Source organism: Parasphingorhabdus sp. (assembly GCF_036963805.1).
Lineage (GTDB): Bacteria > Pseudomonadota > Alphaproteobacteria > Sphingomonadales > Sphingomonadaceae > Parasphingorhabdus.
Genome location: NZ_JBALUN010000002.1, coordinates 397,552 through 422,461, shown reverse-complemented (window position 1 = coordinate 422,461; position 24,910 = coordinate 397,552). Strand labels below are relative to the sequence as shown.

The window sequence follows — 24,910 nt, the reverse complement described above, 5'->3', positions numbered from 1 at the left end:
TGGGGACTGTCCTATTTTTTCTTACCGGCGATTGCCTTTGGCTTGCCTTTGCGGGTACGCGCATTGGTATGCGTACGTTGTCCGCGAACAGGCAGTCCTTTACGGTGACGAAGACCGCGGTAGCAGGCCAGATCCATCAGACGCTTGATGTTCATTGCAACTTCACGTCGCAAATCGCCTTCAACCGTATGTTCCGCATCAATTGTTTCACGAATGTGTAAAACTTCTTGATCGGTAAGGTCCTGAACCCGACGGGCTGGATCAATTTTCAATTTTTCAACAATTTCGGCCGCTTTCGTGCGTCCAATACCGTGAATATAGGTAAGCGAGATAATTACGCGCTTGTTAGTTGGGATGTTTACCCCGGCAATACGTGCCAATATTTTTCTCCTGCTCCACAGAAACCGATTCGCCGGCCCCTATCTCATCGCTAAGCTGTTAAAATCACATTCAAAACGCACAAAACCAGCGGACGCCACGAAAGCGCTGCCGGTCGTATTGAGTTTCGAATAAAGATCGAATAGGGAGAGTCGCTCTCGCTGTCAAGCGCGGTTTACGCGACAAACGCAGTGTTTCTTTGGAACGATCAATACATAGAATATTACACAAGCCTAAGGCCCCTGTCAAAATTTCGTTAATCTTGATCTCCTGAAGGCTAAGCTTTGAATACCGGTACCGGGACCGCGAATGTTTTCTATCAGTTTATAGCACAGATCGACAAAGAATTGTTGCGCTTTTACCTTGCATCATCTGCCATCCCGATACCATAGAATAGCGAGCTATTTGGGGGCGGTAATGACAATTAGAAATAAATATGATCTCTTTGAGATCAGCGGAATAACTGTCGCACCGGGCCAAGTGGGCAATATCTCGATTCCAATCAGCGATTTGTCAGCTGGGATGCAAGCCAATATGGAAGTGCGGGTCTTCCACGGAAAACGGACGGGGCCAACCATTTTCGTGAGCGCTGCCATTCATGGTGACGAGATTATCGGAACAGAAATTATTCGCCGGGTCATGAAAAAGCTCAAGCCTTCGCGCATGGCCGGGACAGTCATATTCGTGCCCGTAGTTAACATGTTCGGATTTATTACCCACAGCCGTTATCTACCCGACCGGCGAGATCTAAACCGGTCCTTCCCGGGAGCAGAAAAAGGCTCGCTTGCTTCTCAACTCGCCTATATCTTCTCGACCGAAATTATCGGACATTGTTCACTCGGCATCGACATTCATAGTGCCGCCCTGCACCGATATAATCTTCCGCAGATCAGGATTGCGTCAGGCAATCCTGAATTGAAAGAGCTGGCAATGGAATTTGGCGCGCCCGTGGTGATAGAGGCAGAACTGCGCCCCGGCTCACTGCGCGCATTAGCGCGGGAAGCCGGCGTTGATATGCTGTTGATGGAAGCGGGCGAAGCCCTGCGCTTTGATGAATTCTCGGTTTTGACAGGTGTAAACGGTATTTTGCGCGTAATGCGCAAACTGGCCATTATACAAGCCAAGCGGCTTGGCAAACGCGGCGCCCCACCAGCGCAAGCAACAAAAACTGCGTGGTTGCGATCAACAAAAGGCGGGATTTGCCGCCTTGTTGCACCATCTGGCACCGCCGTGCACCAGGGCCAAGTCGTCGCCTATGTCAGCGATATATTTGGCGAAGGTGAAGAAGAAATTCTTGCTCCTGCCGATGGCATAGTCATTGGGCATTCGAATCTACCCGTCGTAAATCAGGGCGACGCACTGCTGCACATCGCACAAGTTCGTGTGTTTGATACGGTGGGTGCACGCGTCGGAAAAATAGAAGACGCACTCTACAGCGACCAGCTGCTCGACGAGGACGAGGTTATCTAAATATAGTTATCCGGTTCTACAACCGTTACGGCGCGCCGTCCTCGTCTTCCGATTAACGATCTAACCTATACCTTTGGTCTTCGTATTACCGGTTTTGGCCTTAGCCTCTATAAATTCAATTATCTGGCCTGCCACATCTTTGCCGGTAGCAGTCTCTATGCCTTCTAGGCCGGGCGAGCTGTTCACTTCCATAATCACTGGACCGTGATTGGCGCGCAATATATCAACCCCCGCGACATTGAGACCCATAACCTTGGCTGCACGAATGGCAGTTGATCGCTCTTCCGGCGTAATCTTGACCATTTTTGCGGTACCGCCGCGATGAAGATTGGATCGGAAGTCACCTTCCGCGCCGGTTCGCATCATCGCCGCGACAACTTTCCCCCCTACTACAAATATCCGAATATCGCTGGAGCCCGCTTCCTTGATGAATTCTTGAACCAATATGTTCACGTTCAAACCACGAAACGCCTCGACAACGGATTTTGCGCTATTAGGTGTTTCCGCCAAAACCACGCCGATACCCTGCGTTCCTTCAAGCAATTTGATAACAGCAGGTGCACCGCCAACAATTTTCAACACTTCTTCGGTTTGCTTTGGATCATGGGCAAACGCCGTTACCGGTAAGCCAAGCCCGTGTTTTGCAAATATCTGCATTGAGCGCAACTTGTCACGAGAGCGGCCAACGGCGACACTTTCGTTAAGCGGCCAAACCCCCATCATCTCAAACTGCCGCAAAACGGCAAGACCATAATGGGTGATCGAGGCACCGATCCGCGGGATCACCGCGTCAAAACCCGTCAACGTCTCCCCATTGTATAGGATGGATGGCCGGTGCGAAGTAATATTCATCGTGCAACGCAGCGTATTCAATATCTGCATCTCATGCCCGCGCTTTTCGGCCGCCTCCACTAGGCGTTTGTGAGAATATAATTTGGGGTTCCGGGCAAGCATCGCGATTTTCATTATGATTCCTTTGATATACTTTTAAGCTGGGGACTTCCCAGCATCCAGCGCTTGGCGCTATTAACGAGGAAACCTCGCCTAAGAGCACGCCGCCCGATGAGAACAGGAAACGCCATTGATTGGCGGTTTGCCAAGCTCATGTGCCCTATCCATATAAACGAACCGAGTTGCATTGATGTTTCAATGACAAACCTTTGTTGAGAACGCCCGTTAGAACTTTTAATCAGACGTTTTGCTACCAATTTAGCTTCGCAACGGATCGCAGGAAATTCAGGCGATTTAGGAATAGTGAATTCTACCCATTGCTCGTCTCCGCGATCAAACGGCTTAATACGCACGGCATGCAGCGACGATGTCGCTGCCCCACTATCTATCTTCGCGTGAATATTTGCAATACCCAGTTCAGGCAAGCTAACAAGCTCACACCAACCAATTTCGCAAGGTTCTTTCAGCCTTTTTTTTATTTTGAACAGCTTAGCATCTCTCATTCCTCGCATGTGCCCGAGATTCCAGTCCGGTAGCAAGCAAATTCAATAAAACGAAAGGCACCAGAGCTTACACTCCGGTGCCTTGTTACATAATCAAATAGAGTGGTTAAACTACACCGTAAGCCAGCATTGCATCAGCGACTTTCTTGAAACCAGCAATATTAGCGCCCTTTACATAGTCAACATAGCCATCACCCTGATCACCATATTCAACACATTGACTGTGAATACCCTGCATCAACTCGGTCAACATGGTGCCAAGCCGTTCGTGGTTCCAGCTGATCCGCTCTGCATTCTGGCTCATTTCGAGACCAGACACCGCTACTCCGCCGGCATTAGCCGCCTTGCCTGGACCGTACATAATCTTCGCATCGTGGAAAACATGCACACCTTCCAAGGTAGTAGGCATATTGGCACCTTCAGACACAGCAATCACACCATTGGATACCAGCATTTTGGCTTCGGCTTCATTTAGTTCGTTTTGAGTAGCACAAGGTAAAGCTAGGTCACATGCAACATTCCAGGGGCGCTGCCCTTCATGAAAACTTGCGCCTTTAAATTCCTCAACATATTCCGACATACGTCCTCGACGGTGGGTCTTATGGGTTTTGACCCAGTCAATTTTCTCTTGGGTGAAACCATCCGGATCATGGACAAAACCGCCACTGTCAGACAACGTCAGTACCTTGCCGCCCTGCTTGACAATTTGCTCCGCTGCATGGGTCGCAACATTTCCTGAGCCCGAAATAACCGCCGTTTTGCCGTCGATCGTATCCTTTTTGTGGGCAAGCATGTTTTGCATAAAGTAAACCGCACCATAGCCAGTCGCCTCGGGCCGCATAGCACTGCCGCCATATTCCCGGCCTTTGCCAGTCAGAACGCCTTCCCAGCGATTAGTAATCCGCTTATACTGGCCAAACATATAACCAATTTCACGCCCGCCCACACCGATATCACCGGCAGGCACATCGGTATCAGGGCCAATATGCCGATAAAGTTCAGTCATGAACGATTGGCAAAAGCGCATCACTTCGGCGTCCGACTTCCCTTTGGGATTAAAATTAGCCCCGCCCTTGCCGCCGCCCATAGGCAGGCCGGTGAGTGAATTTTTGAAAGTCTGTTCAAATGCTAAGAATTTTAGCACACTTTCAGTCACGCTGGGATGAAAACGGATACCGCCCTTATAAGGACCAATGGCATTATTGTTTTGAACCCGCCAACCGCGCTGTACGCGGATATTATGATTATCGTCTTCCCAGCAAACACGGAATGAAACAACCCGATCGGGTTCGGCCATGCGCCGTAATATCTGCGCTGTATGATATTCTTCTTTATCTTCGATAAATCCGTAAATATCCTGAGCAACTTCTTGTACTGCCTGAATAAATTCAGTTTGTCCCGGATTGCGTTTTTTAACGCCCTCCATAAATGTTGGAAAATCTACATGATCGGAAACGGCCATCGTCTTACTCCCCCTTAGGTGGTTATCTGAGCGCCCGTGATCAACTACGATGCCCTCGAATCGCAATTAATTATAGCGCCATATTAGAAGTAATAAGCCCGATAGGTAAAGCGTTGATATTCTGTTCTAATTAATCAGCACACTCGACCTCTTCATGTCCGCTCTCAACAACAATACCAGTTGCTTTCGTAGGTGCAAAAGGGCCCTCAGCCAGTTTAGATAATCACCAATAATACCATCAACCACAGGTGCATAAGTAATTTCTACACTATCGCGGGCGATGCATTGGCCACCATTTTATACTGAACAATAAAGCCATTACCTGCCATATTAGTGACTTCGGCTTGGTAAGCGAGATCTGGAGGCCGTGTATTATGCGGCTTGACGGTTCCGTAGGTTATTGTCTGTCCAGTTCCATGGCATAAGTTCGTCCCAACGGGAAGCGGGCCAGTCGGAGGCGATTTTCTCGATAACATCGGTAATATAGGCTTGGGGTTCCACGCCATTGAGCTGACAGGTTCCGATGACCGAGTAGATGGCGGCGGCGCGAGTTCCTCCGGCTTTTGATCCGGTAAATAGCCAATTTTTTCTGCCTATCGCTATGGAGCGGATAGAGCGTTCTGCAATGTTATTGTCCATCTCTGCCATGCCTTCATCAAGATAACGCGTGAGCGCATCCCAGCGTTTGCGGCCATAGGCTAGCGCCTTGGCCATGCTTGATTTGGGCGACAGGCGGCGCAAGGCATCGTCGATCACGCTGCGCAGCGTCTCGATTTGTGGTTTGCTATGTTCCTGACGGTGCTGGCGGCGAACATCGGGCGGCTGACCGCGAACATCGTCCTCGATCCGGTATAATCCTGCGATCCGTTCCAGTAGGTCGGTGGTCAGCGGCGTCGGGCTTGCTTGATGGTTCTCGAATATCTTGCGGCGGAAGTGCGCCCAGCAGGCGACCTCCTTGATCTGACCATCCTGATAGAGCTTATCGTAACCGGCATAGCCATCGGCCTGCAGCAAACCTGTAAATGCCTTGAGCTCGGTTTGTGGATGGATACCGCTGCGATCAAGGGTAAACTTGTACCAGACCAAGGCCGGACCCGTAGAGCCGGATGCGCGGTCATCGACGACATGGGTCCATAGCCTCGCTTGTGCCGTTTTACCCTTACCGGGCACCAGCATAGGCACCGGTGTGTCGTCGGTATGGATCTTTGCAGCCTTTAAGCCTTCTTCGCGGATACGGCTAACGATGGGATCAAGCAGACTGGCGGCTTGACCTGCCCAACCGGCCAGCGTCGAACGGTCGATGTCGAGGCCTTGTGCTGCCATCATCTCGGACTGACGGTAGAGCGGCAGATGATGATCGAACTTGTTCACGACGACATGGGCAAGGGTAGCGAAGCTGGCTTTACCCCGGGCAATGGCTTTGGCAGGCGCATGGGCCTGCACAATCTTCTCGCAGGAACGGCAGCTATACTTGGGTCGAATGGTACGGATAACGCGCCATTGCACCGGCAGCACATCAAGCATCTCGTCGCTGTCTTCGCTAAGCGGGCGAAGGGTACCGCCGCAATCAGGACAATTACAGGCACCTGTCTCCGGTTCAATGCGTCGTTCATCGCGTGGCAGATGATCAGGCAAAGCGCGAACGGGCGATGGCCGTCCGGCCTTTACGATCGGCTCAGACGCCCGGGCATCGGAAATCGCAGCTTCACTCTCCAGCTCTTCGAGCGTCAGTTCCAGTTGCTCGATCTGCTGGACAAGCTTCTCCGACGACTGGCCAAAGGTCATACGGCGCAGCTTGTCTAGTTGTAACTGCAGGGTCTCGATCAGCGTGTCACGGGCCGCCAAAGCAGCTTCCAGATCGGCGATCCGGGCGTCTTTATCGGGGCAAGAATGAGCGGTATCTGACACCGTCATTGAATAGCGGAGTGGCTCATGGATTGCCAGTAAAACCGGCCTAAATATGCCGTTTTATCCCGCCAAAAGCGGAGCGGCCGTGCGTTCAGGTCTACGCCAGTCAATGCCTTCCAGAAGCATGGAAAGCTGGGCCGAAGAGAGGTGCACTTTACCGGTCTTTGTCACCGGCCAAACGAACTTGCCGCGATCCATCCGTTTGGAAAACAGGCACATGCCCTGGCCGTCATACCACAGCAGCTTGACCAGATCACCGCGCTTGCCACGAAAGGCAAACAGCGCTCCTGAATGCGGGTTCTTCTGCAATACTTGCTGCGCCAATACTGCCAGACCATTAAAACCCTTGCGCATATCGGTTGTACCGCAAGCAAGGTAAATGCGCGTCGAAGGAGATGGCGGGATCATCGGCCCAGCACCCCGAGCACCCGTGTCAACGCATCGGCATCGACCGCCGCGTCCACCGTCAGCCTTATCCTTGACGGCAGGTCTATCCTGATCAGACCAGGCTGTGCAGGATTTACCGCCGCTCGGTCGATTAGGCCAGTATCCAGCGAGGCTTCGGCAAAAGCGGGTGCGGCAAGCGCGCGGCCTGACGGGTTCATGCCACCTAACTGACCGTTCACCGCCAGACGCCGCCATGTGTATAGCTGGCCACTGCCAATCCGGTGACGCTCGCAAGTCTGGCCAACCGATCCTTCCGGACCAAATGCATCTGCCAGCATCAACAGCTTCTGCTCCGCCGTCCAGCGCCTACGGCCGCCGACAATCTCTACACGGCCAAGGCTAGAACCACTCATATGAGTGGTCATATGACCACTCATATGACTACTCCCTGATCCCGAACCCATGTCGCCCATAATCGCCGCTCCCAAATAAGCAGCCTTCAACCCTTCAATGCCATAACGCGCAAGGCGGCCCACAGCTCTCGCTTACTCGGCTTGTGCCATCGAGCCGCCTAAAGTGACAGAAAGCGAGACAGTTTTCATCTGCGCTATTAATAGCGCCTACTAATCGTACTCATCACTGACAATGCATATCCAGCCTATCCCGGCAAAATGCAGATCAATCCAAAGCGAGGATAGCTTCTATCGCAGCACTGACCGCATCCATGCTTCCCATACCGTCTACTTTGGAAACGATGCCCCGTTCTTCATATATAGGAAGGATCGGTTGGGTTTTCGCGCGATATTCCGCCATGCGTGTACGCACAGTTTCTTCATTATCGTCCGGACGCCGTTTAAATTCAGCGGAACCGCACGCATCGCAAATGCCGTCTTTGGCAGGCTGTTTAAACGTATCATGATAGCCCGCACCACAATTACCGCAGGTAAAGCGGCCGGTAATACGTCCCACCAGTGCTTCTACATCCACGGCAAGCTCTATAACATGAGAGAGCTTGCGATTCCGCGCTGTCAAAATTTCATCTAGCGAATGGACCTGTGCCTCGGTACGAGGATAGCCGTCGAAGATGACGCCCTTCTCTGGGCCCAGTTCGTCGAGCTTATCGCCAATAATACCGGAGACCACTTCGTCAGGAACCAGCTCTCCAGCGTCCATCAATGCCTTAGCTTTCAGACCGACTTCGGTGCCAGCTTTCACTGCTGCGCGAAGCATATCGCCGGTCGAAAGTTGAACCATGCCATGTTCATTTTCGAGAATGCCGGCCTGAGTGCCTTTACCAGCACCTGGTGGTCCCAACAGGATGATATCCATAAGTTACTGTCCCCTATAACCTGTAAATCCCGGAGGGATATTTTAGCGTTTGCGGCGTCCGCCCTTAAGCTTAGCCTTTTTCAGCAGATCCCCATATTGCAAGGCCAGCAGATGACTTTGAATCTGGGTTACTGTGTCAACGGTCACATTAACGATAATCAGCAAGCTCGTACCGCCTAGAAAGAATAGCGGCAAGTTTGTTTGTGCCATCACATATTCAGGCAACACACAAACCAGAGCCAAATAGGCCGCGCCGACAACCGTAATACGTGTCAGCACATAATCAAGATAATCGGCTGTATTTTTACCGGGACGGATACCCGGCACAAAGCCACCATTTTTCTTTAGATTATCCGCAGTTTCTTCCGGGTTAAAAACAACCGCGGTATAAAAGAAACAAAAGAAGACAATGCCTGACGCATAGAGCAGCATATAAAGAGGCTGGCCGTGTGCGAGATATTGATTCAACGCGATAATGAAATCACCCATCACACTTTCACCCGCAGTCGCATTCCCTGCGAACTGACTAACGGTCAGTGGCATCAACAACAGCGAAGAAGCAAAAATCGGAGGAATCACGCCAGCGGTATTCACCTTCAAGGGAAGATGACTCCGATCCGCCTGCATAACGCCGTTTTGAGTTGCCCGTTTAGGATACTGAATCAGCACTCGCCTTTGCGCACGCTCCATAAAGCTGATGAACAGAACCAAAGCAGCTACCATTGTAATCAGACCGATAATGGTCAGGGCACCGATGGAGCCAGTACGGCTCCCTTCCATCAAGTTGCCAACAAAGGTGGGCATCTGCGCAACGATACCAGCCATAATGATCAGCGAAATACCGTTACCTATACCGCGGCTAGTAATCTGTTCACCAAGCCACATCAGGAATAACGTACCGCCAACAAGACTGATAACTGCGCCCATACGGAAACCCAGGCCAGGGTTGACGACAGCGGCCAAGCCGGATTGCGAGGCAAAGCTTTCAAGACCGACGGCAATAAAATAACCCTGAATCGCAGTCAGGCCGACTGTGCCATAGCGGGTATATTGGTTAAGTTTTTTGCGGCCTGCTTCGCCGTCTTTCTTTATCGCAGCCAGTGTGGGCGACAACGCCGAGGCCAGCTGAACCACAATCGACGCCGTAATATACGGCATAACACCCAGCGCTATTAAACTCATCCGTTCCAGCGAACCGCCGGAAAATGTATTGAAAATATCAAGAACGCCGCCGCGGGTTTGATCATAGAGATCAGCCAAAACGACGGGGTCGACTCCGGGCAGTGGGACAAAACTCAATAACCGAAAAATAATTAAAGCACCAAGTGTAAACCAGATGCGCTTACGAAGTTCGGTCGCTTCCCCGAATTTTGCCAGGCTCAAATTTGCTGCAACCTGATCGGCTTTTGATGCCATGCTAGTAGTTCCTTGCCCGCGTTCACGAGGGCGATTTGCCCCCAGTTCCATGCATCGAACCCATATCGGATGTTGCGGCCCGAAAAACAAGGCTGTTCGGCATCATGCGCAGCCAATAAGGGTAAAAAAAGGCCCCGTCTATGCTCGAAAGCTTAGCGGGGCCATTGATTGAATTAAATCAATCTTTGTTTTTAGCTCTGTTAGCCGCTTTTTTCTCTTTAGCGGGCTTAGAAGCAACTGCTTTTTTCTCATTCTTTGGACGGTGGACAGCTGGACCAGTCAATATTTCGACTTTACCGCCAGCTTTCTCGACTGCTTCAATGGCAGCTTTAGAAGCGCCAGCAACTGCGATAGTGATTTTCGCTTTGATTTCGCCTTTGGCAAGCAAACGAACGCCGTCTTTACCACCACGGGTAAGACCCGCTGCGTTGAAAACTGCCTGATCCAGCGTACCCTTATTCTCAAGCCTGTTGGCATCGATGAACTTTTGGATCATTCCCAGGTTAATTTCAGCGTAGTCGGTACCGAATGGATTATTAAAGCCACGCTTTGGAATCCGCATATGAAGGGGCATCTGACCGCCTTCAAAACCGTTAATAGAAACACCGGAACGTGATTTTTGGCCTTTTTGGCCACGGCCAGCAGTTTTACCTTTTCCAGAACCGATACCACGGCCAACACGGGTGCGCAATTTGCGCGCGCCGTCATTATCTCTAATTTCATTTAATTTCATGTCATGTACTCGCTTTCGCTTTTATTCGCACGGTCGTTTTCAGGAATTAACCTTCAACAACCTTTACAAGATGATTCACCTTCCGGATCATGCCGCGCACTTCCGGTGTATCTTCCAGTTCGGAGACACGATGCATTTTATTTAGACCCAATCCGATCAACGTTTTGCGTTGATCTTCAGGACGACGGATTGGCGAACCAATCTGCTTAACTTTCATTTTAGCCATTATGCCTTACTCCGTAACTGCTGCAGCATCGGCCTCAGCCTGTGCTTCAGAAGCGCCGCCGCGACCAAGTAGGTCAGCGATTTTCTTACCGCGCCGCTGGGACACAGACTTAGGGCTGGTCTGTTCACCAAGCGCCGCAAAGGTCGCCCGGATCATGTTATATGGGTTTGACGTTCCGTTAGACTTGGTCACTACGTCGGCCACACCGAGACTTTCGAATACCGCACGCATCGGGCCACCAGCGATGATGCCGGTACCTGGAGGCGCAGAACGCAAAGTCACGTTGCCTGCGCCAAATTTTCCGGTACCATCATGATGAAGAGTACGTCCTTCACGCAATGGAACACGAACCATTTTCTTTTTGGCAGCTGCGGTCGCTTTGGTAATAGCTTCCGGCACTTCGCGTGCTTTACCCTTACCGAAACCGGCGCGGCCTTTGCCGTCGCCAACCACTACCAATGCAGCAAAACCAAAGCGCTTACCGCCTTTAACAGTTTTGGAAACACGGTTTATGTGAACCAATTTCTCAATCAGTTCTTCACCCTGCTGATCGTCTCGACCACCACGGCCGCCACGGCCACGACCGCGGCCACCATCACGATTACCGCCACCACGATTATCGCGGTTGCCGCCGCCGCCACGGTTTCCACCACGGCCTTGACGTTCGTTACCACCAGTTTTATTTTCTGGCGCTACAGCGGCTACAGGCTGATTACCTTCACCGGTTGTACCGGGCTGTGCTGCACCGTCGGGTGTTTTGTTTTCATCAGCCATATTAAAACTCCAATCCGCCTTCGCGGGCCGCGTCAGCCAAAGCCTTCACACGTCCGTGATACAGGAAACCGCCGCGATCAAAAATTACTTCTTTAATGCCTGCTTTTGTCGCTGCTTCTGCAACGCGTTTGCCAACATCAGCTGCCGCTGCGCTATCGGCACCGGTTTTTACCTTGGACGCTTTGTCAATTGTCGAAGCTGCGGCAACAGTCTTGCCCGCTGCATCATCAATGACCTGCGCGTAGATGTGGCGGCCAGTACGGTGCACTGACAAACGAGGCTTTGTGAGCCCGCGCTTCCGCAATTTGGTGCGAACGCGTTGCTGACGCCGTTTGAATAGAGAAATATTAGCCATGGCTTATTTCTTCTTCCCTTCTTTGCGGAAAACATATTCTCCGCGATATTTAATACCCTTGCCTTTATAAGGCTCTGGTTTGCGCCAGCGCCGAATTTCAGCGGCTACTTGGCCAACCTGTTGCTTATCGATGCCCGTAATTTCGACAGTTGTCTGATCGGGCGTCTTAATCGTAACACCTTCAGGAATGTCGAAGTTCACATCATGGCTGAAACCAAGCTGCAAGTTCAGGACTTTGCCTTTAACTGCTGCACGATAACCAACACCAGTGATTTCGAGTACCTTGGTAAAACCGTCGGTTACGCCATCAACGAGGTTCTGAACCAGCGTCCGTTGCATACCCCAATAGGCGCGTGCACGGGTGGTTTTATTTGCGGGAGTTACCAACAAACCACCATCGCTCAGTTCGTAGGTAAGATCATCTACCATAGGGGTCGAAAGCTCGCCCTTTGGTCCTTTGACCTTAACCAGACCATCTTCCATGCTAGCGGTAACACCATCAGGAATGCTTACTGCTCTTTTTCCGATACGAGACATGATCAGAACACCTCTGCGAGTACTTCGCCGCCGACATTCTGCTGGCGCGCTTCTGCGTCAGACAAAACACCTTTAGGCGTTGAAACGATTGTGATGCCCAGGCCGTTACGTACCGTAGGCAGTTCTTGCGAACCACTATAAATACGACGACCAGGCTTTGAAACGCGTGCCACGTGGCGGATAGCCGGCTCGCCTTCAAAATATTTCAGTTCAATACGAAGTCCAGGGTGCTTATTGACCTCTTCTTCGCTGTAGCCACGAATATAACCTTCGCGCTGGAGAACTTCGAGAACAGCACCGCGCAATTTAGAAGCGGGGCTAACCACGCTATCTTTGCGTGCTTGCTGTCCGTTACGGATACGGGTGAGCATGTCACCCAAGGGATCGGTAAAAGCCATATTATCTTCCCTTTACCAGCTTGATTTCGTTACGCCGGGGATAAGACCTTTATTGGCCATATCACGCAGCTCGATGCGGCAGAGACGGAACTTACGGTAATAACCGCGAGGACGCCCTGTTGTTTCACAGCGGTTACGCACGCGGGTTGGATTACCGTTGCGCGGAATTTCCGCCATTTTTAGGCGCGCCATAAGACGTTCGGTCTCATCAAGAGACTGATCGTTGGCCATTGCCTTCAACTTCGCATAACGACCGGCGTATTTCTTCACCAGTTTCTTGCGACGTTCGTTTTTGTTAATGGAACTCAGTTTCGCCATGACTTAAGTTCTCTTCCTTTCTTGCGTGTCCCCGAAAAAGCGGAGAGCTTGTAAATTTAATAGCAGTTTTTAAGCTGCTGCTTTTTCTTCTTCTTCCTTCGGAAACGGGAAACCGAACAATTTCAAAAGCTCGCGAGCTTCGTCGTCAGTTTTCGCGCTTGTCGTCACGATAATGTCCATGCCGCGCACCACGTCGATGTCGTCATAAGCAATCTCAGGAAAGATGATCTGCTCTTTTATGCCCATGGCGAAATTGCCACGGCCATCAAAACTTTTTGGATTCAGCCCACGGAAATCTCGGATCCGAGGCATAGCCACTGTGATCAATCGGTCAAGAAATTCGTACATACGTTCCCGGCGCAGAGTAACTTTACAACCGATTGGCATGCCTTCACGAAGCTTGAACGTCGCGATCGACGTTTTTGCTTTCGTGATAACGGGCTTCTGGCCAGCGATCAGTTCCATTTCTTTTGCAGCGGTCGTGACTTTTTTCTTGTCCTGACTACCTTCACCGACACCCATGTTGATCACGATCTTCAAGATACGCGGAACTTCCATGTGGTTCGAATAGTTGAATTTTTCCTGCATCGCCTTGATGACTTCTTCGTCATATTTTTTGCGCATGCGAGGCAAAACTTTATCACCCATCGACTTTCTCCCCGGATTTCACGGCCACACGGACCATTTTACCGTCTTTCTCTTCAAAGCGAACACGTGTTGGCTTGCCATCTTTCGGATCGGCCAAAGCAACTTTGCTGATATGCATCGGCGCTTCGCGACGTTCCAGACCACCTTGTGGGTTGGCCTGTGTTGGCTTGCGATGACGAATTGCAACGTTAGCGCCTGCGACGATCAACTTGCCGTCTTTTGGCATTACCTTGGTCACTTCACCAGATTTGCCTTTATCCTTGCCGGACAAAACAACAACAGTGTCGCCTTTTTTTATTTTTGCACTGGCCATGATTATAGTACCTCCGGCGCAAGGCTGATAATTTTCATGTGCTTCTTGGCGCGCAATTCGCGAACCACGGGGCCAAAGATGCGAGTGCCGATAGGCTCTTTCGCATTGTTAACCAGCACAGCAGCATTGGTGTCGAAACGAATAACCGAACCGTCTTTGCGGCGGATATCTTTACGAGTGCGCACGATTACGGCCCGGTGAACATCACCTTTTTTGACCTTACCGCGCGGCGCAGCTTCTTTGATCGACACAACAATAATGTCGCCAACGCCAGCAAACCGGCGCTTGGAACCGCCCAGCACCTTGATACACTGCACGCGTTTGGCTCCGCTATTATCAGCGACCTCCAAGTTCGATTGCATCTGGATCATGGATCCAATTCCTTCTTCATTCGGCTCCAATTATTAGGAGCACAGTTAAACTTCGCTAGCTTCAGCTTTCGGCTTTAACTTCGCCTTCGTCTGCAGCAGTAATTTCACCAACCTTTGGAGTTGCAGGTGCGGCAGCAGCGCCGACCCGTTCCAATACTTTCCAAGTCTTAAGCTTGGAAATAGGCCGCGTTTCTTCGATCCGCACGGTTTCGCCGGTGCTTATCTCGTTATTTTCATCATGCGCATGATATTTTTTCGAACGACGCATAATTTTTCCGTAAAGCGGATGCTTCACCTTGCGTTCGACATTAACGACAACTGTTTTGTCGCCTTTATCTGACACTACCGTGCCGGTGAGAATACGTTTTGGCATATCGGTTCCTTACGCCTTTTCTGCAACGGCAGCTTGCGCACGCTCGTTCTGCAGGGTTTTAATCTTCGCAATCGTGCGGCGCACTTCACGTATCCGACTTGGCTTTTCAAGCTGATTGGTCGCAGACTGAAAGCGCAGGTTAAACGCCTCACGTTTCAGTTCGACCAGATCGCTTGTTAGCTGATCGTCGGTTTTGGTACGCAAATCTTCTGTCTTGCTCATGTCCTTAACCTTCCAAATGTGACGTATCGCCAAGGCGAGCCACAACTTTTGTCTTGATAGGAAGCTTCATCGCAGCACGCTCGAAAGCAACCGCAGCTACTGGTCCAGGAACACCGTCCAGTTCAAACATTATCCGGCCTGGCTTTACCCGACAAGCCCAATATTCAACCGAGCCCTTACCTTTACCCTGCCGTACTTCCGCCGGCTTTTTCGAAACTGGAACATCTGGAAAAATCCGGATCCACAAACGCCCCTGACGTTTCATGTGACGTGTAATCGCGCGGCGAGCCGCTTCGATTTGACGCGCTGTAATCCGATCTGGTTCCATAGCTTTCAGACCATAAGAACCGAAGTTCAGCGTCGTGCCGCCCGGAGCTTTTCCTTTAATCCGACCTTTAAAGGCCTTGCGGAATTTATGTTTCTTTGGTTGCAGCATGATGCTTTACCTATTCCCTAAAATCAACGTGAGGGGCGGACGCCGGAAGTTTGCGCTTCCACCATCAACCGGTCATGAGCCATTGGATCATGACCCAATATCTCGCCTTTGAAAATCCAGACCTTGATACCGATAATGCCATAAGCCGTCAGGGCTTCATATTCAGCATAATCAATATTGGCGCGCAGCGTATGAAGCGGCACGCGGCCTTCACGGTACCATTCAACGCGGGCAATTTCTGCTCCACCCAAACGACCACCACAAACAATTTTAATACCTTCAGCGCCCAATCGCAATGCAGACTGTACAGCGCGTTTCATCGCCCGGCGGAAAGCAACACGGCGGATCAGCTGATCGCCAATGCCCTGTGCCACCAACTGCGCATCTACTTCTGGCTTACGAATTTCAACAATGTTCAAAGACACATCGCCGGAAGACATTTCACTTAGCTTGCGACGTAGCTTTTCAATATCTGCGCCTTTTTTGCCGATAATAACACCGGGACGGGCGGCATAGATAGATACGCGGCAGGTTTTAGCCGGGCGTTCAATTACGACTTTAGAAATCGCAGCCTGAGGCACCGTCTTCATAATGAATTTACGCATCTTGATGTCTTCCATCAAGAGATCGCCGTAATTGGAACCTTCCGCATACCAGCGGCTATCCCAAGTCCGGTTAATCTGCAGGCGAAGCCCGATAGGATTACTTTTTTGACCCATGGTTTACGCCTCTTCTTCTTCGTGTTCACGGACAACAATGCGAACGCGGCTAAATGGCTTGATGATCTTGGCTGAACGACCACGTGCGCGCGCTTTCCAGCGCTTCATGGTCAGCCCCTTACCAACACTGGCTTCCTGAACGATCAATGCGTCAACATCCAAATTATGGTTGTTTTCCGCATTGGCGATAGCAGAAGCAAGTACCTTGCTCACATCCTTGGCCATACTCTTTTTAGAGAAGGACAGAATATTCAAAGCGTCTTCTGCTTTCTTGCCGCGAATTAGCTGCGCAACGAGGTTCAGCTTTTGAGCAGAACCACGAATGGAATTGCCAACAGCCAAAGCTTCATTGTCGCCAACGCGGCGGGGTGATGATGCCTTACCCATTATTTCTTGCCTTTTTTGTCAGCGCCATGGCCATAATAGTTACGCGTTGGAGCGAACTCGCCAAGCTTGTGACCGACCATGTCTTCATTTACGGAAACCGGAATGAATTTTTGTCCGTTATAAACACTGAATGTCAAACCGACAAAATCGGGAAGAACTGTTGAGCGACGCGACCATGTTTTAATCGGAGTACGCTTACTTTCTTCCTGGGCGGTCTGCGCTTTTTTCAGCAGATGGAGGTCAACAAATGGACCTTTCTTGATGGAACGAGCCATGCTTACCTCTTCTTCTTAGCGTGACGTGACCGGATTATCATCTTGTCCGTCGTTTTATTCTTGCGTGTACGAGCGCCCTTGGTTGGCTTGCCCCATGGTGTCACTGGATGACGACCACCGGAGGTCCGACCTTCACCGCCACCATGCGGGTGATCGACAGGGTTTTTAGCAACACCGCGAGTAAGAGGACGACGCCCCTTCCAACGGGTCCGGCCAGCTTTACCGAAGTTCTGGTTGGAGTTGTCGGGATTTGAAACCGCGCCAACTGTCCCCATGCAATCACTGCGAATATAACGCTGCTCGCCGGAGTTCAAACGAACGATAACCATGCCGCGATCACGACCAACAATCTGGACATATGTACCAGCAGAACGAGCAATCTGGCCGCCCTTGCCTGGCTTCATTTCCACATTGTGAATAATCGTACCGATTGGCATCGACGATAATTTCATCGCGTTACCAGGTTTGACGTCAACTTTCTCACCGGCGATGACGGCGTCACCAACGGCCAGACGCTGAGGTGCCAAGATATAGCTCAACTCGCCATCGTCATATTTGATCAATGCAATAAAAGCAGTCCGATTAGGATCATATTCGATCCGCTCAACGACAGCCGACATATCGAACTTGCGGCGCTTGAAGTCCACCAAACGATATTTCTGCTTATGACCACCTGCGATACCGCGCGAAGTCACATGACCTTTATTATTACGACCGCCAGTTTTGCGCTTGCCTTCAACAAGCTTTTTAACAGGCTTGCCTTTCCAAAGACCGCTCTTATCGACCAAGATAAGACCACGCCGCGCGGGACTTGTCGGTTTATAGGATTTTAATGCCATCTTCTATTCCCGCCCTAGATTCCGGTTGTGATGTCGATGGTCTGGCCTTCAGCCAAAGTTACGACAGCCTTTTTAACATCGTTGCGAGTGTAGGGACGACCCTTCCACTTCTTGGTCTTGCCTTTTTGCACCAGCGTATTGACGCCTTTAACTTTGACATCAAACAATGCCTCTATAGCGGCTTTAATCTGTGGCTTGGTCGCAGTATTGGCGACCTTGAAAACCACAGCATTATGCTCGCTGAGCAGGGTTGATTTCTCGGTGATGTGCGGGCCAACAATTACGTCATAGTGACGAATGTCGATTGCTTCTTTTTTAGCCATTGAAGCGCGCCTCCAGCTGTTCGACTGCAGCGCGGGTCAGCACCAAAGTCTCGTGGTTCAAAATGTCATAAACATTCGCACCTGCCGCCGCCATGACGTTCAGACGTGGAATGTTCGACGATGCTTTAGAAAAAGCCTCATTCACAGCATCACCATCCATGATCAAAGCCGACTTACCGAAACCGAGCTTCGCGATGTCCGCGATCAGCAATTTGGTTTTGGCTTCTTTGATGTCCAGATTCTCGAGGATCACCAGATTGTCACTTTTTGCTTTGTCAGACAGCGCCATTTTTAGACCCAGTGCGCGAACTTTCTTGTTCAGCGAAGGGTTGAAATCACGCTTGCGTGCACCATGGGCTTTACCACCACCGATAAAGATAGGAGCACGGCGATCACCATGACGAGCTGTACCACCGCCCTTTTGGTTGCCGAACTTTTTACCGGTACGAGCAATGTCGCTACGCTCACGCGTTGGACGAGCTGTACCACGTGCTTTTTCACGCTGCCAGTTGACAACACGGTGCAAAATATCTGCGCGCGCTTCAAGGCCGAACACGTCATCATTCAAATCGATGTCGCCTTTGGCCTTTGCGTCGAGGGATATCACTTTCAATTTCATGGCTTAACCCTCCTTCCCTGCATCATCCGCGGCATCAGATTTCTCTTCTGCCGGTTTTTCTGCCGGAGCTTCGGCTGCCGCCGCTACTTCTGCATCGGTCGGACCGACTGGCGCTTCGATCACTGCATCTGCTTCGATCATGCCTGCCGGTGCTTCTTCCGTTGCTGTCTCATCCGCGTTGCGGCGCATAGCACCCGGGAATGGAACACCCTCTGGAAGAGCAACTTTCACTGCGTCTTTAACCAGCAACCAACCACCTTTTGAACCAGGAACACTGCCGCGCACAAAGATCAAGCCGCGAGCGGCGTCTGTACGGACGATTTCCAGATTTTGCTGGGTACGATTTTTCGCACCCATGTGACCGGCCATCTTCTTGCCTTTAAAGACCTTACCTGGATCCTGGTTTTGACCAGTAGAACCATGGGCACGGTGAGAGATGGAAACACCATGGGTTGCACGCATACCACCGAAGCCCCAACGCTTCATAGCACCGGCGAAACCTTTACCTTGCGTTACACCTTGAATATCAACCATTTGACCTGCAATAAAGTGGTCAGCGGTAATGGTCGCACCAACGGGGAGCAAGCCTTCTTCGCTCTCAACCCGAAATTCGGCCATACGAGCCTTTGGCTCGACTTCTGCTTTAGCAAAAGCCTCGCGCTGTGGTTTGTTTACATTTTTCGCTTTACGGGCACCTGCACCAAGCTGAACAGCAAAATAGCCATCACGTTCTTGATTACGGGCTCCAACAACCTGACATTCCTCCAAGGAAAGAACGGTAACGGGCACATGCCGACCATCTTCCTGGAACAAGCGGGTCATCCCCATTTTTTTCGCGATCACGCCAGTACGCACGATCATTTCTCCTTACAGAGGCCCGTTCGCGTGATTGCTAGCGGGCGTGCTACAAATACTCAGCCCAATTTTTTTTGAATATCGCCCCGTCCGGGCTAAACCGTTCAACCGATCCTAAGATCAACCAAACTAGACGGGGGACACATGACCCGGATCAAAATCCGGCGGTTTCCCATGTCACCGCTACAAACAAAAAAGCTTGCAGCGCCTTAACTCACTTTAAGCGAGTTTAATTTCTACGTTTACACCAGCAGCAAGGTCGAGCTTCATCAAAGCATCAACGGTCTGCGGAGTAGGCTGTACAATATCAAGTAACCTTTTGTAAGTCCGGACTTCAAATTGTTCACGTGATTTTTTATCAACGTGAGGGCCACGGTTTACGGTGAATTTCTCGATATGCGTTGGCAATGGAATTGGCCCACGGATGAGCGCGCCAGTGCGGCGAGCGGTGTCAGCGATATCGCCAGTCGCCTGATCGAGTACTCGATGATCGAATGCTTTAAGGCGTATGCGAATATTCTGCGTTTCCATGTGAACCTATACCAATGTCAAAGAGCCAAAAATAAACCGCCCCGATTTTCTCTTTAAAAAAGAGGCCGGAGCGGCGAATAACTGGCCGCCCGAATCACTGATTCGGGCGGCGAAGCGTTTCTATATTACTTTGTTACCTTGCTGACAACCCCAGAACCAACTGTTCGGCCACCTTCACGAATAGCGAAGCGAAGACCTGGGTCCATAGCGATTGGAGCAATAAGCTTAACGGCGATTGTTACGTTGTCGCCTGGCATAACCATTTCCGTACCTTCGGGTAGGATAACTTCGCCGGTTACGTCCGTTGTACGGAAGTAGAATTGTGGGCGGTAGTTAGCGAAGAATGGTGTGTGACGACCACCTTCATCTTTGGAAAGCACATAAACTTCGGCATCAAACTCGGTGTGAGGAGTGATCGTACCTGGCTTACAAAGAACCTGACCACGCTCAACATCTTCACGGGCAACACCGCGGATCAAAGCACCGATATTATCGCCAGCTTGACCGGAGTCGAGCAGCTTACGGAACATTTCTACTCCAGTTACGGTTGTTTTCGTTGTATCTTTGATACCAACGATTTCACATTCATCACCAACATTCACGATACCGCTTTCAACACGACCGGTAACAACTGTACCACGACCAGAGATCGAGAACACGTCTTCGATTGGCATCAAGAATGGCAGATCAACTGGGCGTTCTGGCTGAGGAATAGCTTCATCGACAGCTTTCATCAGTTCCAAGATGCTGTTTTTGCCAATTTCATCATCACGGCCTTCAAGAGCTGCCAATGCAGAACCTTTAACCACAGGAATGTCGTCGCCCGGGAAGTCGTAATAAGAAAGCAACTCACGGATTTCCATTTCAACGAGCTCAATAAGTTCGTCGTCATCGACTTGGTCAACTTTGTTCATGTAAACAACAAGAGCAGGAACACCAACCTGACGTGCAAGCAAAATGTGCTCGCGAGTCTGTGGCATTGGACCGTCAGCAGCGTTCACAACCAAAATTGCGCCGTCCATCTGTGCAGCACCGGTAATCATGTTTTTCACATAATCGGCATGGCCTGGGCAATCAACGTGCGCATAGTGGCGAGCTTCAGTTTCATATTCAACGTGTGCCGTTGAAATGGTGATGCCGCGCTCACGCTCTTCAGGCGCTTTGTCGATGTTCGCGAAGTCCACGGCTACACCGCCGGTTGATTCAGCAAGCACTTTCGTGATTGCTGCGGTCAACGTGGTTTTACCGTGATCAACATGACCGATGGTGCCGATATTGCAATGCGGCTTATTGCGTTCAAACTTTGCTTTTGCCATTTTATATTACCTCTAATTTCTATCGTCTTGATAGTCTGTGCCGCGCTTTGGCGAGACTATCCAAATCTGTCAACACCCTTTTAACCTCTAGGCTTTTTTCTTAAGCCTGATCGAAAAGGTAAGCGCGGTTACTCGTAAAAAGAGAAGCGGCGATTAAGCCATCTTCTCCTTCAATTCTTCTGCAACATTCCGCGGCACTTCTTCATAATGAGAAAATTGCATCGAATATTGCGCACGTCCCTGACTGAAGGAACGCAGTTCGTTCACATAACCAAACATATTGGCTAACGGCACCATGGCATCAACAGCCTGTGCGATACCGCGTGTGTCTGTACCCAGGATCTGACCACGGCGAGAGTTAAGATCGCCAATAACGTCACCAAGATAATCTTCCGGCGTAATGACTTCGACCTTCATGATTGGTTCAAGCAATTTAATGCCTGACTTCTGGGCCGCTTCACGCATTGCAGCGCGCGCAGCAATTTCAAATGCGAGTGCCGAGGAGTCAACGTCATGATAGGCGCCGTCATAGACACGGATGTGAAAATCGATAATCGGGAAGCCGATCAGCGACCCTGTATCAGCCGTTTCACGCATACCTTTTTCAATAGACGGGATATACTCCTTAGGAATATTACCGCCCTTGATGACATCTTCAAAGGTAATGCCTGCACCGCGCTCACCGGGAGTGACTTCAAATTTGATACGCGCGAACTGACCGGAACCACCGGATTGCTTCTTATGCGTGTAATCAATATCAACAGCCTTGCCGAGTGATTCACGATAAGCCACCTGCGGAGCACCAACATTGGCTTCCACTTTAAACTCACGTCTCATACGATCGACGAGAATGTCGAGATGAAGCTCGCCCATGCCCTTGATGATCGTCTGACCAGATTCATGGTCAGTCGTTACACGGAACGATGGATCTTCAGCAGCCAGGCGATTAAGCGCAACACCCATCTTTTCTTGGTCAGCCTTTGTTTTTGGCTCCACTGACAGCTCGATCACTGGTTCAGGGAATTCCATCCGTTCCAAAATAATCGGCTTTTCTGCATCACACAGCGTATCACCGGTTGTGGTGGTTTTCATGCCAGCCAGAGCAACAATATCGCCTGCGAATGCCTCATCAATGTCCTTACGGTCATTAGAGTGCATTTCCAGAATACGTCCGACTTTTTCTTTTTTGTCTTTAACCGAGTTCAGCAAAATCCCTTTTTCAAGCTTGCCTGAATAAATACGGCAGAAGGTCAACGTACCCACGAAAGGATCGTTCATAACTTTAAAAGCAAGAGCCGAAAATGGTGCATCATCGCTGGATGCACGGGTATCTTCGGTTTCGCCGTCAAGCTTAACGCCTTTAATAGCCGGAACATCAAGCGGACTTGGCATATAATCCACAATAGCGTCGAGCAGAGGCTGAACGCCTTTGTTTTTAAACGCGGAACCGCAAAGTACAGGTACAAAGCTCTGGTTCAACGTGCCTTTACGGATCAACGCCTTCAAAGTTGCTGGATCAGGCAAATTGCCTTCCAGATATTGTTCCATCACATCATCGTCCTGCTCAACAGCAAGTTCAATGAGCTTCTCACGATATTCCGCAACTTCGTCGACCATATCCTCAGGGACTTCACCATAAGTATATTCCGCGCCAAGATCTTCGTTCTTCCACGTAATCGAACGTTCATTGACGAGGTCAACTAGACCCACCAAACTCGCTTCGATACCAATGGGCAGATAAAGAACGGCAGGTATCGCGCCCAAACGCTCTACAATCGAATCCACGCAGAATTTGAAGTTTGCGCCGGTACGGTCGAGCTTGTTGATGAAGCACATCCGTGGCACTTTATATTTATCAGCCTGACGCCATACAGTTTCAGACTGTGGCTCCACGCCAGCAACGCCGTCGAAACAGGCTACCGCGCCATCAAGCACACGCAAACTACGCTCCACTTCAATAGTGAAGTCAACGTGGCCCGGTGTATCAATAATGTTAATGCGGTGCTCAGGACCCTTACGGTCTTCGGCTTGCCAGAAACAGGTGGTCGCAGCAGAGGTAATGGTAATACCACGCTCTTGCTCTTGCTCCATCCAATCCATCGTCGCCGCGCCATCATGCACTTCGCCGATTTTATAGGACTTACCCGTATAAAACAGGATGCGTTCCGTGGTGGTTGTTTTACCGGCGTCAATATGGGCCATAATGCCAATATTACGATATCGTTCGAGCGGATGGCTGCGTGCCATAGTCTTTACTCCAGAATTAAGGACCAGAATCTTTTGGGAAGACCCAATAAGCGCCGCCCTATAATGAAACGGGCCAGCGATGACCAGCCCTGATTAGTTACAAATACAAGAATATGAAGGGCGCAGGGGTTTTACAGAAGCTCTGCCACCCCTGCGCCTTTATATAATGTTACCAGCGGTAATGTGCAAACGCTCTGTTAGCTTCAGCCATCTTATGCGAATCTTCCCGCTTCTTAACCGCGTTACCGCGATTGTTGGAAGCATCGAGAATCTCACCAGACAGACGCGCCGCCATTGTGGTTTCACTGCGTGCACGTGCAGCAGAGATAACCCAACGAATGGCAAGAGCCTGAGCGCGTTCAGGACGCACTTCGACAGGAACCTGATAGGTTGCACCACCAACACGGCGAGAGCGGACTTCGATGCCCGGCTTCACATTGTTGAGAGCGTCATGGAAAAGCTGCAGCGGATCTTTTTTCGCTTTGGCTTCCACGCTATCCAGCGCGCCATAAACAATACGTTCTGCGGTGGATTTTTTACCATCCATCATCAGGTTGTTCATGAATTTTGAAAGGACCTGATCCTTAAATTTTGGATCAGGAAGAATTATCCGTTTTTCAGGACGACGACGACGTGCCATATTTTAAAACTCCAATTAGCCTGCTTAAGGGCTGAATTACTTAGGACGCTTCGCGCCATATTTGGAACGGGATTGCTTCCGGTCCTTAACGCCTTGCGTATCAAGAACACCGCGCAGCACGTGATAACGCACACCGGGAAGATCGCGAACACGGCCGCCGCGAATGAGAACAACACTATGCTCCTGAAGGTTATGACCTTCACCTGGAATATAGCTGATGACCTCACGCTGGTTGGTCAGGCGAACCTTTGCAACCTTACGCAGAGCGGAGTTTGGTTTTTTTGGAGTCGTTGTATAGACCCGGGTACAAACGCCGCGTTTCTGCGGGTTAGCTTCCATGGCCGGCACTTTGGACTTCGTCTTCTGTGGCACCCGCCCTTTACGGACGAGCTGATTAATCGTTGGCATAAAGTCTTCACCTTATTAGTAGTTTTCCTGCAAATTGCAGGGGTTACTCTCACCGCTCAAATCAGCGGCAAGTGTTTTGCCTATGTAGCGCTCCATCATGACTGGACGTATCCCGACACAACAGAAGGGCGGCCCTTAGCGGGGATTCGGGCAACGGTCAAGGGCAGCATGGACGACCGACTGATGCAATAAGCATTCTCGGCAATAAAAATTTACAGATCACTTTCGGACTCTAAAGTACGC

Annotated in this window: 34 protein-coding genes and 1 pseudogene; 1 reads left to right on the top strand and 34 read right to left on the bottom strand. The window is 50.5% G+C overall.

What is annotated here, in order from left to right; translation table 11 throughout:
• Window positions 1–11 precede the first annotated feature (11 nt).
• Window positions 12–380 (bottom strand): 30S ribosomal protein S13, encoded by a 369-nt coding sequence (rpsM, locus tag V7676_RS08705; protein WP_335659298.1) that lies wholly within the window; start codon window positions 378–380, stop codon window positions 12–14.
• Between the two features lie 415 nt (window positions 381–795).
• Here rpsM and V7676_RS08700 point away from each other — a divergent pair, with 415 nt between their 5' ends.
• Window positions 796–1,848 carry a succinylglutamate desuccinylase/aspartoacylase family protein gene (locus V7676_RS08700; RefSeq protein WP_335659297.1) on the top strand — a complete coding sequence of 351 codons (1,053 nt, stop codon included), beginning with the start codon at window positions 796–798 and terminating at the stop codon, window positions 1,846–1,848.
• A 60-nt stretch (window positions 1,849–1,908) separates the two neighbouring features.
• Here the strand turns inward: V7676_RS08700 and rimK are convergent, their stop codons facing one another.
• From rimK to rpsL, 33 genes and pseudogenes are all read right to left on the bottom strand, one after another.
• Entirely contained in the window at window positions 1,909–2,814 is a 906-nt protein-coding gene (gene rimK, locus V7676_RS08695) for a 30S ribosomal protein S6--L-glutamate ligase (RefSeq protein ID WP_335659296.1), read from the bottom strand.
• 107 nt (window positions 2,815–2,921) lie between these two features.
• Window positions 2,922–3,302 (bottom strand): annotated as a pseudogene (locus V7676_RS08690) (ATP-dependent zinc protease family protein); the annotation flags it as partial.
• 106 nt (window positions 3,303–3,408) lie between these two features.
• Window positions 3,409–4,764 carry an NADP-specific glutamate dehydrogenase gene (gene gdhA / locus V7676_RS08685; RefSeq protein WP_335659294.1) on the bottom strand — a complete coding sequence of 452 codons (1,356 nt, stop codon included), beginning with the start codon at window positions 4,762–4,764 and terminating at the stop codon, window positions 3,409–3,411.
• A 372-nt stretch (window positions 4,765–5,136) separates the two neighbouring features.
• The gene (tnpC, locus tag V7676_RS08680) at window positions 5,137–6,678 is read right to left on the bottom strand and encodes an IS66 family transposase (protein ID WP_335659293.1); all 1,542 of its coding nucleotides are present in this window, start codon (window positions 6,676–6,678) and stop codon (window positions 5,137–5,139) included.
• A 54-nt stretch (window positions 6,679–6,732) separates the two neighbouring features.
• Window positions 6,733–7,080, bottom strand: coding sequence for an IS66 family insertion sequence element accessory protein TnpB (gene tnpB / locus V7676_RS08675; RefSeq protein ID WP_335659292.1), 348 nt, complete (start codon window positions 7,078–7,080; stop codon window positions 6,733–6,735).
• The gene (locus V7676_RS08670) at window positions 7,077–7,496 is read right to left on the bottom strand and encodes a transposase (RefSeq protein ID WP_335659291.1); all 420 of its coding nucleotides are present in this window, start codon (window positions 7,494–7,496) and stop codon (window positions 7,077–7,079) included. Before V7676_RS08670 ends, tnpB begins: the two co-directional genes overlap by 4 nt.
• Window positions 7,497–7,737: 241 nt before the next feature.
• The gene (locus V7676_RS08665; protein ID WP_335659290.1) at window positions 7,738–8,388 is read right to left on the bottom strand and encodes an adenylate kinase; all 651 of its coding nucleotides are present in this window, start codon (window positions 8,386–8,388) and stop codon (window positions 7,738–7,740) included.
• Window positions 8,389–8,430: 42 nt separating this feature from the next.
• Window positions 8,431–9,804: a preprotein translocase subunit SecY gene (gene secY, locus V7676_RS08660; protein WP_335659289.1), complete on the bottom strand. Its 1,374-nt coding sequence runs from the start codon at window positions 9,802–9,804 to the stop codon at window positions 8,431–8,433.
• A gap of 178 nt (window positions 9,805–9,982) precedes the next feature.
• On the bottom strand, window positions 9,983–10,537 hold the full coding sequence (gene rplO, locus V7676_RS08655) for a 50S ribosomal protein L15 (RefSeq protein WP_335659288.1): 555 nt from the start codon (window positions 10,535–10,537) through the stop codon (window positions 9,983–9,985).
• 46 nt (window positions 10,538–10,583) lie between these two features.
• Window positions 10,584–10,763 (bottom strand): 50S ribosomal protein L30, encoded by a 180-nt coding sequence (rpmD, locus tag V7676_RS08650; RefSeq protein WP_335659287.1) that lies wholly within the window; start codon window positions 10,761–10,763, stop codon window positions 10,584–10,586.
• A 6-nt stretch (window positions 10,764–10,769) separates the two neighbouring features.
• Complete coding sequence (gene rpsE, locus V7676_RS08645) at window positions 10,770–11,537, bottom strand: 30S ribosomal protein S5 (protein ID WP_335659286.1); 768 nt, start codon at window positions 11,535–11,537, stop codon at window positions 10,770–10,772.
• 1 nt (window position 11,538) lies between these two features.
• Window positions 11,539–11,892 carry a 50S ribosomal protein L18 gene (gene rplR / locus V7676_RS08640; RefSeq protein WP_335659285.1) on the bottom strand — a complete coding sequence of 118 codons (354 nt, stop codon included), beginning with the start codon at window positions 11,890–11,892 and terminating at the stop codon, window positions 11,539–11,541.
• A 3-nt stretch (window positions 11,893–11,895) separates the two neighbouring features.
• Window positions 11,896–12,429 carry a 50S ribosomal protein L6 gene (rplF, locus tag V7676_RS08635; protein ID WP_335659284.1) on the bottom strand — a complete coding sequence of 178 codons (534 nt, stop codon included), beginning with the start codon at window positions 12,427–12,429 and terminating at the stop codon, window positions 11,896–11,898.
• Between the two features lie 2 nt (window positions 12,430–12,431).
• Window positions 12,432–12,827, bottom strand: coding sequence for a 30S ribosomal protein S8 (gene rpsH, locus V7676_RS08630; protein ID WP_335659283.1), 396 nt, complete (start codon window positions 12,825–12,827; stop codon window positions 12,432–12,434).
• 12 nt (window positions 12,828–12,839) lie between these two features.
• A complete protein-coding gene (gene rpsN, locus V7676_RS08625) occupies window positions 12,840–13,145 on the bottom strand; it encodes a 30S ribosomal protein S14 (RefSeq protein WP_108810506.1) in 306 nt (101 codons plus the stop codon).
• A 69-nt stretch (window positions 13,146–13,214) separates the two neighbouring features.
• Window positions 13,215–13,793, bottom strand: coding sequence for a 50S ribosomal protein L5 (rplE, locus tag V7676_RS08620; protein ID WP_335659282.1), 579 nt, complete (start codon window positions 13,791–13,793; stop codon window positions 13,215–13,217).
• Window positions 13,786–14,106, bottom strand: coding sequence for a 50S ribosomal protein L24 (gene rplX / locus V7676_RS08615; RefSeq protein WP_335659281.1), 321 nt, complete (start codon window positions 14,104–14,106; stop codon window positions 13,786–13,788). Before rplX ends, rplE begins: the two co-directional genes overlap by 8 nt.
• Window positions 14,107–14,108: 2 nt before the next feature.
• The gene (gene rplN, locus V7676_RS08610; RefSeq protein WP_207987484.1) at window positions 14,109–14,477 is read right to left on the bottom strand and encodes a 50S ribosomal protein L14; all 369 of its coding nucleotides are present in this window, start codon (window positions 14,475–14,477) and stop codon (window positions 14,109–14,111) included.
• Window positions 14,478–14,538: 61 nt separating this feature from the next.
• Window positions 14,539–14,850: a 30S ribosomal protein S17 gene (gene rpsQ, locus V7676_RS08605; RefSeq protein ID WP_335659279.1), complete on the bottom strand. Its 312-nt coding sequence runs from the start codon at window positions 14,848–14,850 to the stop codon at window positions 14,539–14,541.
• 9 nt (window positions 14,851–14,859) lie between these two features.
• Window positions 14,860–15,072, bottom strand: coding sequence for a 50S ribosomal protein L29 (gene rpmC, locus V7676_RS08600; protein WP_335659278.1), 213 nt, complete (start codon window positions 15,070–15,072; stop codon window positions 14,860–14,862).
• 4 nt (window positions 15,073–15,076) lie between these two features.
• Window positions 15,077–15,508 carry a 50S ribosomal protein L16 gene (gene rplP / locus V7676_RS08595; RefSeq protein WP_066744981.1) on the bottom strand — a complete coding sequence of 144 codons (432 nt, stop codon included), beginning with the start codon at window positions 15,506–15,508 and terminating at the stop codon, window positions 15,077–15,079.
• Window positions 15,509–15,531: 23 nt separating this feature from the next.
• On the bottom strand, window positions 15,532–16,227 hold the full coding sequence (gene rpsC / locus V7676_RS08590) for a 30S ribosomal protein S3 (protein WP_335659277.1): 696 nt from the start codon (window positions 16,225–16,227) through the stop codon (window positions 15,532–15,534).
• A 3-nt stretch (window positions 16,228–16,230) separates the two neighbouring features.
• Entirely contained in the window at window positions 16,231–16,614 is a 384-nt protein-coding gene (gene rplV / locus V7676_RS08585; protein WP_335659276.1) for a 50S ribosomal protein L22, read from the bottom strand.
• A complete protein-coding gene (gene rpsS / locus V7676_RS08580; protein ID WP_335659275.1) occupies window positions 16,614–16,889 on the bottom strand; it encodes a 30S ribosomal protein S19 in 276 nt (91 codons plus the stop codon). Before rpsS ends, rplV begins: the two co-directional genes overlap by 1 nt.
• 2 nt (window positions 16,890–16,891) lie before the next feature.
• On the bottom strand, window positions 16,892–17,728 hold the full coding sequence (gene rplB / locus V7676_RS08575; protein WP_335659274.1) for a 50S ribosomal protein L2: 837 nt from the start codon (window positions 17,726–17,728) through the stop codon (window positions 16,892–16,894).
• Window positions 17,729–17,742: 14 nt separating this feature from the next.
• Entirely contained in the window at window positions 17,743–18,051 is a 309-nt protein-coding gene (locus V7676_RS08570) for a 50S ribosomal protein L23 (RefSeq protein ID WP_335659273.1), read from the bottom strand.
• Window positions 18,044–18,670 carry a 50S ribosomal protein L4 gene (gene rplD, locus V7676_RS08565; protein WP_335659272.1) on the bottom strand — a complete coding sequence of 209 codons (627 nt, stop codon included), beginning with the start codon at window positions 18,668–18,670 and terminating at the stop codon, window positions 18,044–18,046. Before rplD ends, V7676_RS08570 begins: the two co-directional genes overlap by 8 nt.
• Before the next feature lie 3 nt (window positions 18,671–18,673).
• Complete coding sequence (gene rplC, locus V7676_RS08560; protein ID WP_335659547.1) at window positions 18,674–19,525, bottom strand: 50S ribosomal protein L3; 852 nt, start codon at window positions 19,523–19,525, stop codon at window positions 18,674–18,676.
• Between the two features lie 219 nt (window positions 19,526–19,744).
• On the bottom strand, window positions 19,745–20,056 hold the full coding sequence (gene rpsJ / locus V7676_RS08555) for a 30S ribosomal protein S10 (protein WP_066744965.1): 312 nt from the start codon (window positions 20,054–20,056) through the stop codon (window positions 19,745–19,747).
• Window positions 20,057–20,181: 125 nt separating this feature from the next.
• Window positions 20,182–21,372 (bottom strand): elongation factor Tu, encoded by a 1,191-nt coding sequence (gene tuf, locus V7676_RS08550; protein ID WP_335659271.1) that lies wholly within the window; start codon window positions 21,370–21,372, stop codon window positions 20,182–20,184.
• 153 nt (window positions 21,373–21,525) lie between these two features.
• On the bottom strand, window positions 21,526–23,619 hold the full coding sequence (gene fusA, locus V7676_RS08545; protein WP_335659270.1) for an elongation factor G: 2,094 nt from the start codon (window positions 23,617–23,619) through the stop codon (window positions 21,526–21,528).
• A 169-nt stretch (window positions 23,620–23,788) separates the two neighbouring features.
• Window positions 23,789–24,259 carry a 30S ribosomal protein S7 gene (gene rpsG, locus V7676_RS08540; RefSeq protein WP_335659269.1) on the bottom strand — a complete coding sequence of 157 codons (471 nt, stop codon included), beginning with the start codon at window positions 24,257–24,259 and terminating at the stop codon, window positions 23,789–23,791.
• Between the two features lie 36 nt (window positions 24,260–24,295).
• The gene (rpsL, locus tag V7676_RS08535; RefSeq protein WP_067198316.1) at window positions 24,296–24,667 is read right to left on the bottom strand and encodes a 30S ribosomal protein S12; all 372 of its coding nucleotides are present in this window, start codon (window positions 24,665–24,667) and stop codon (window positions 24,296–24,298) included.
• Between the last annotated feature and the right edge of the window lie 243 nt (window positions 24,668–24,910).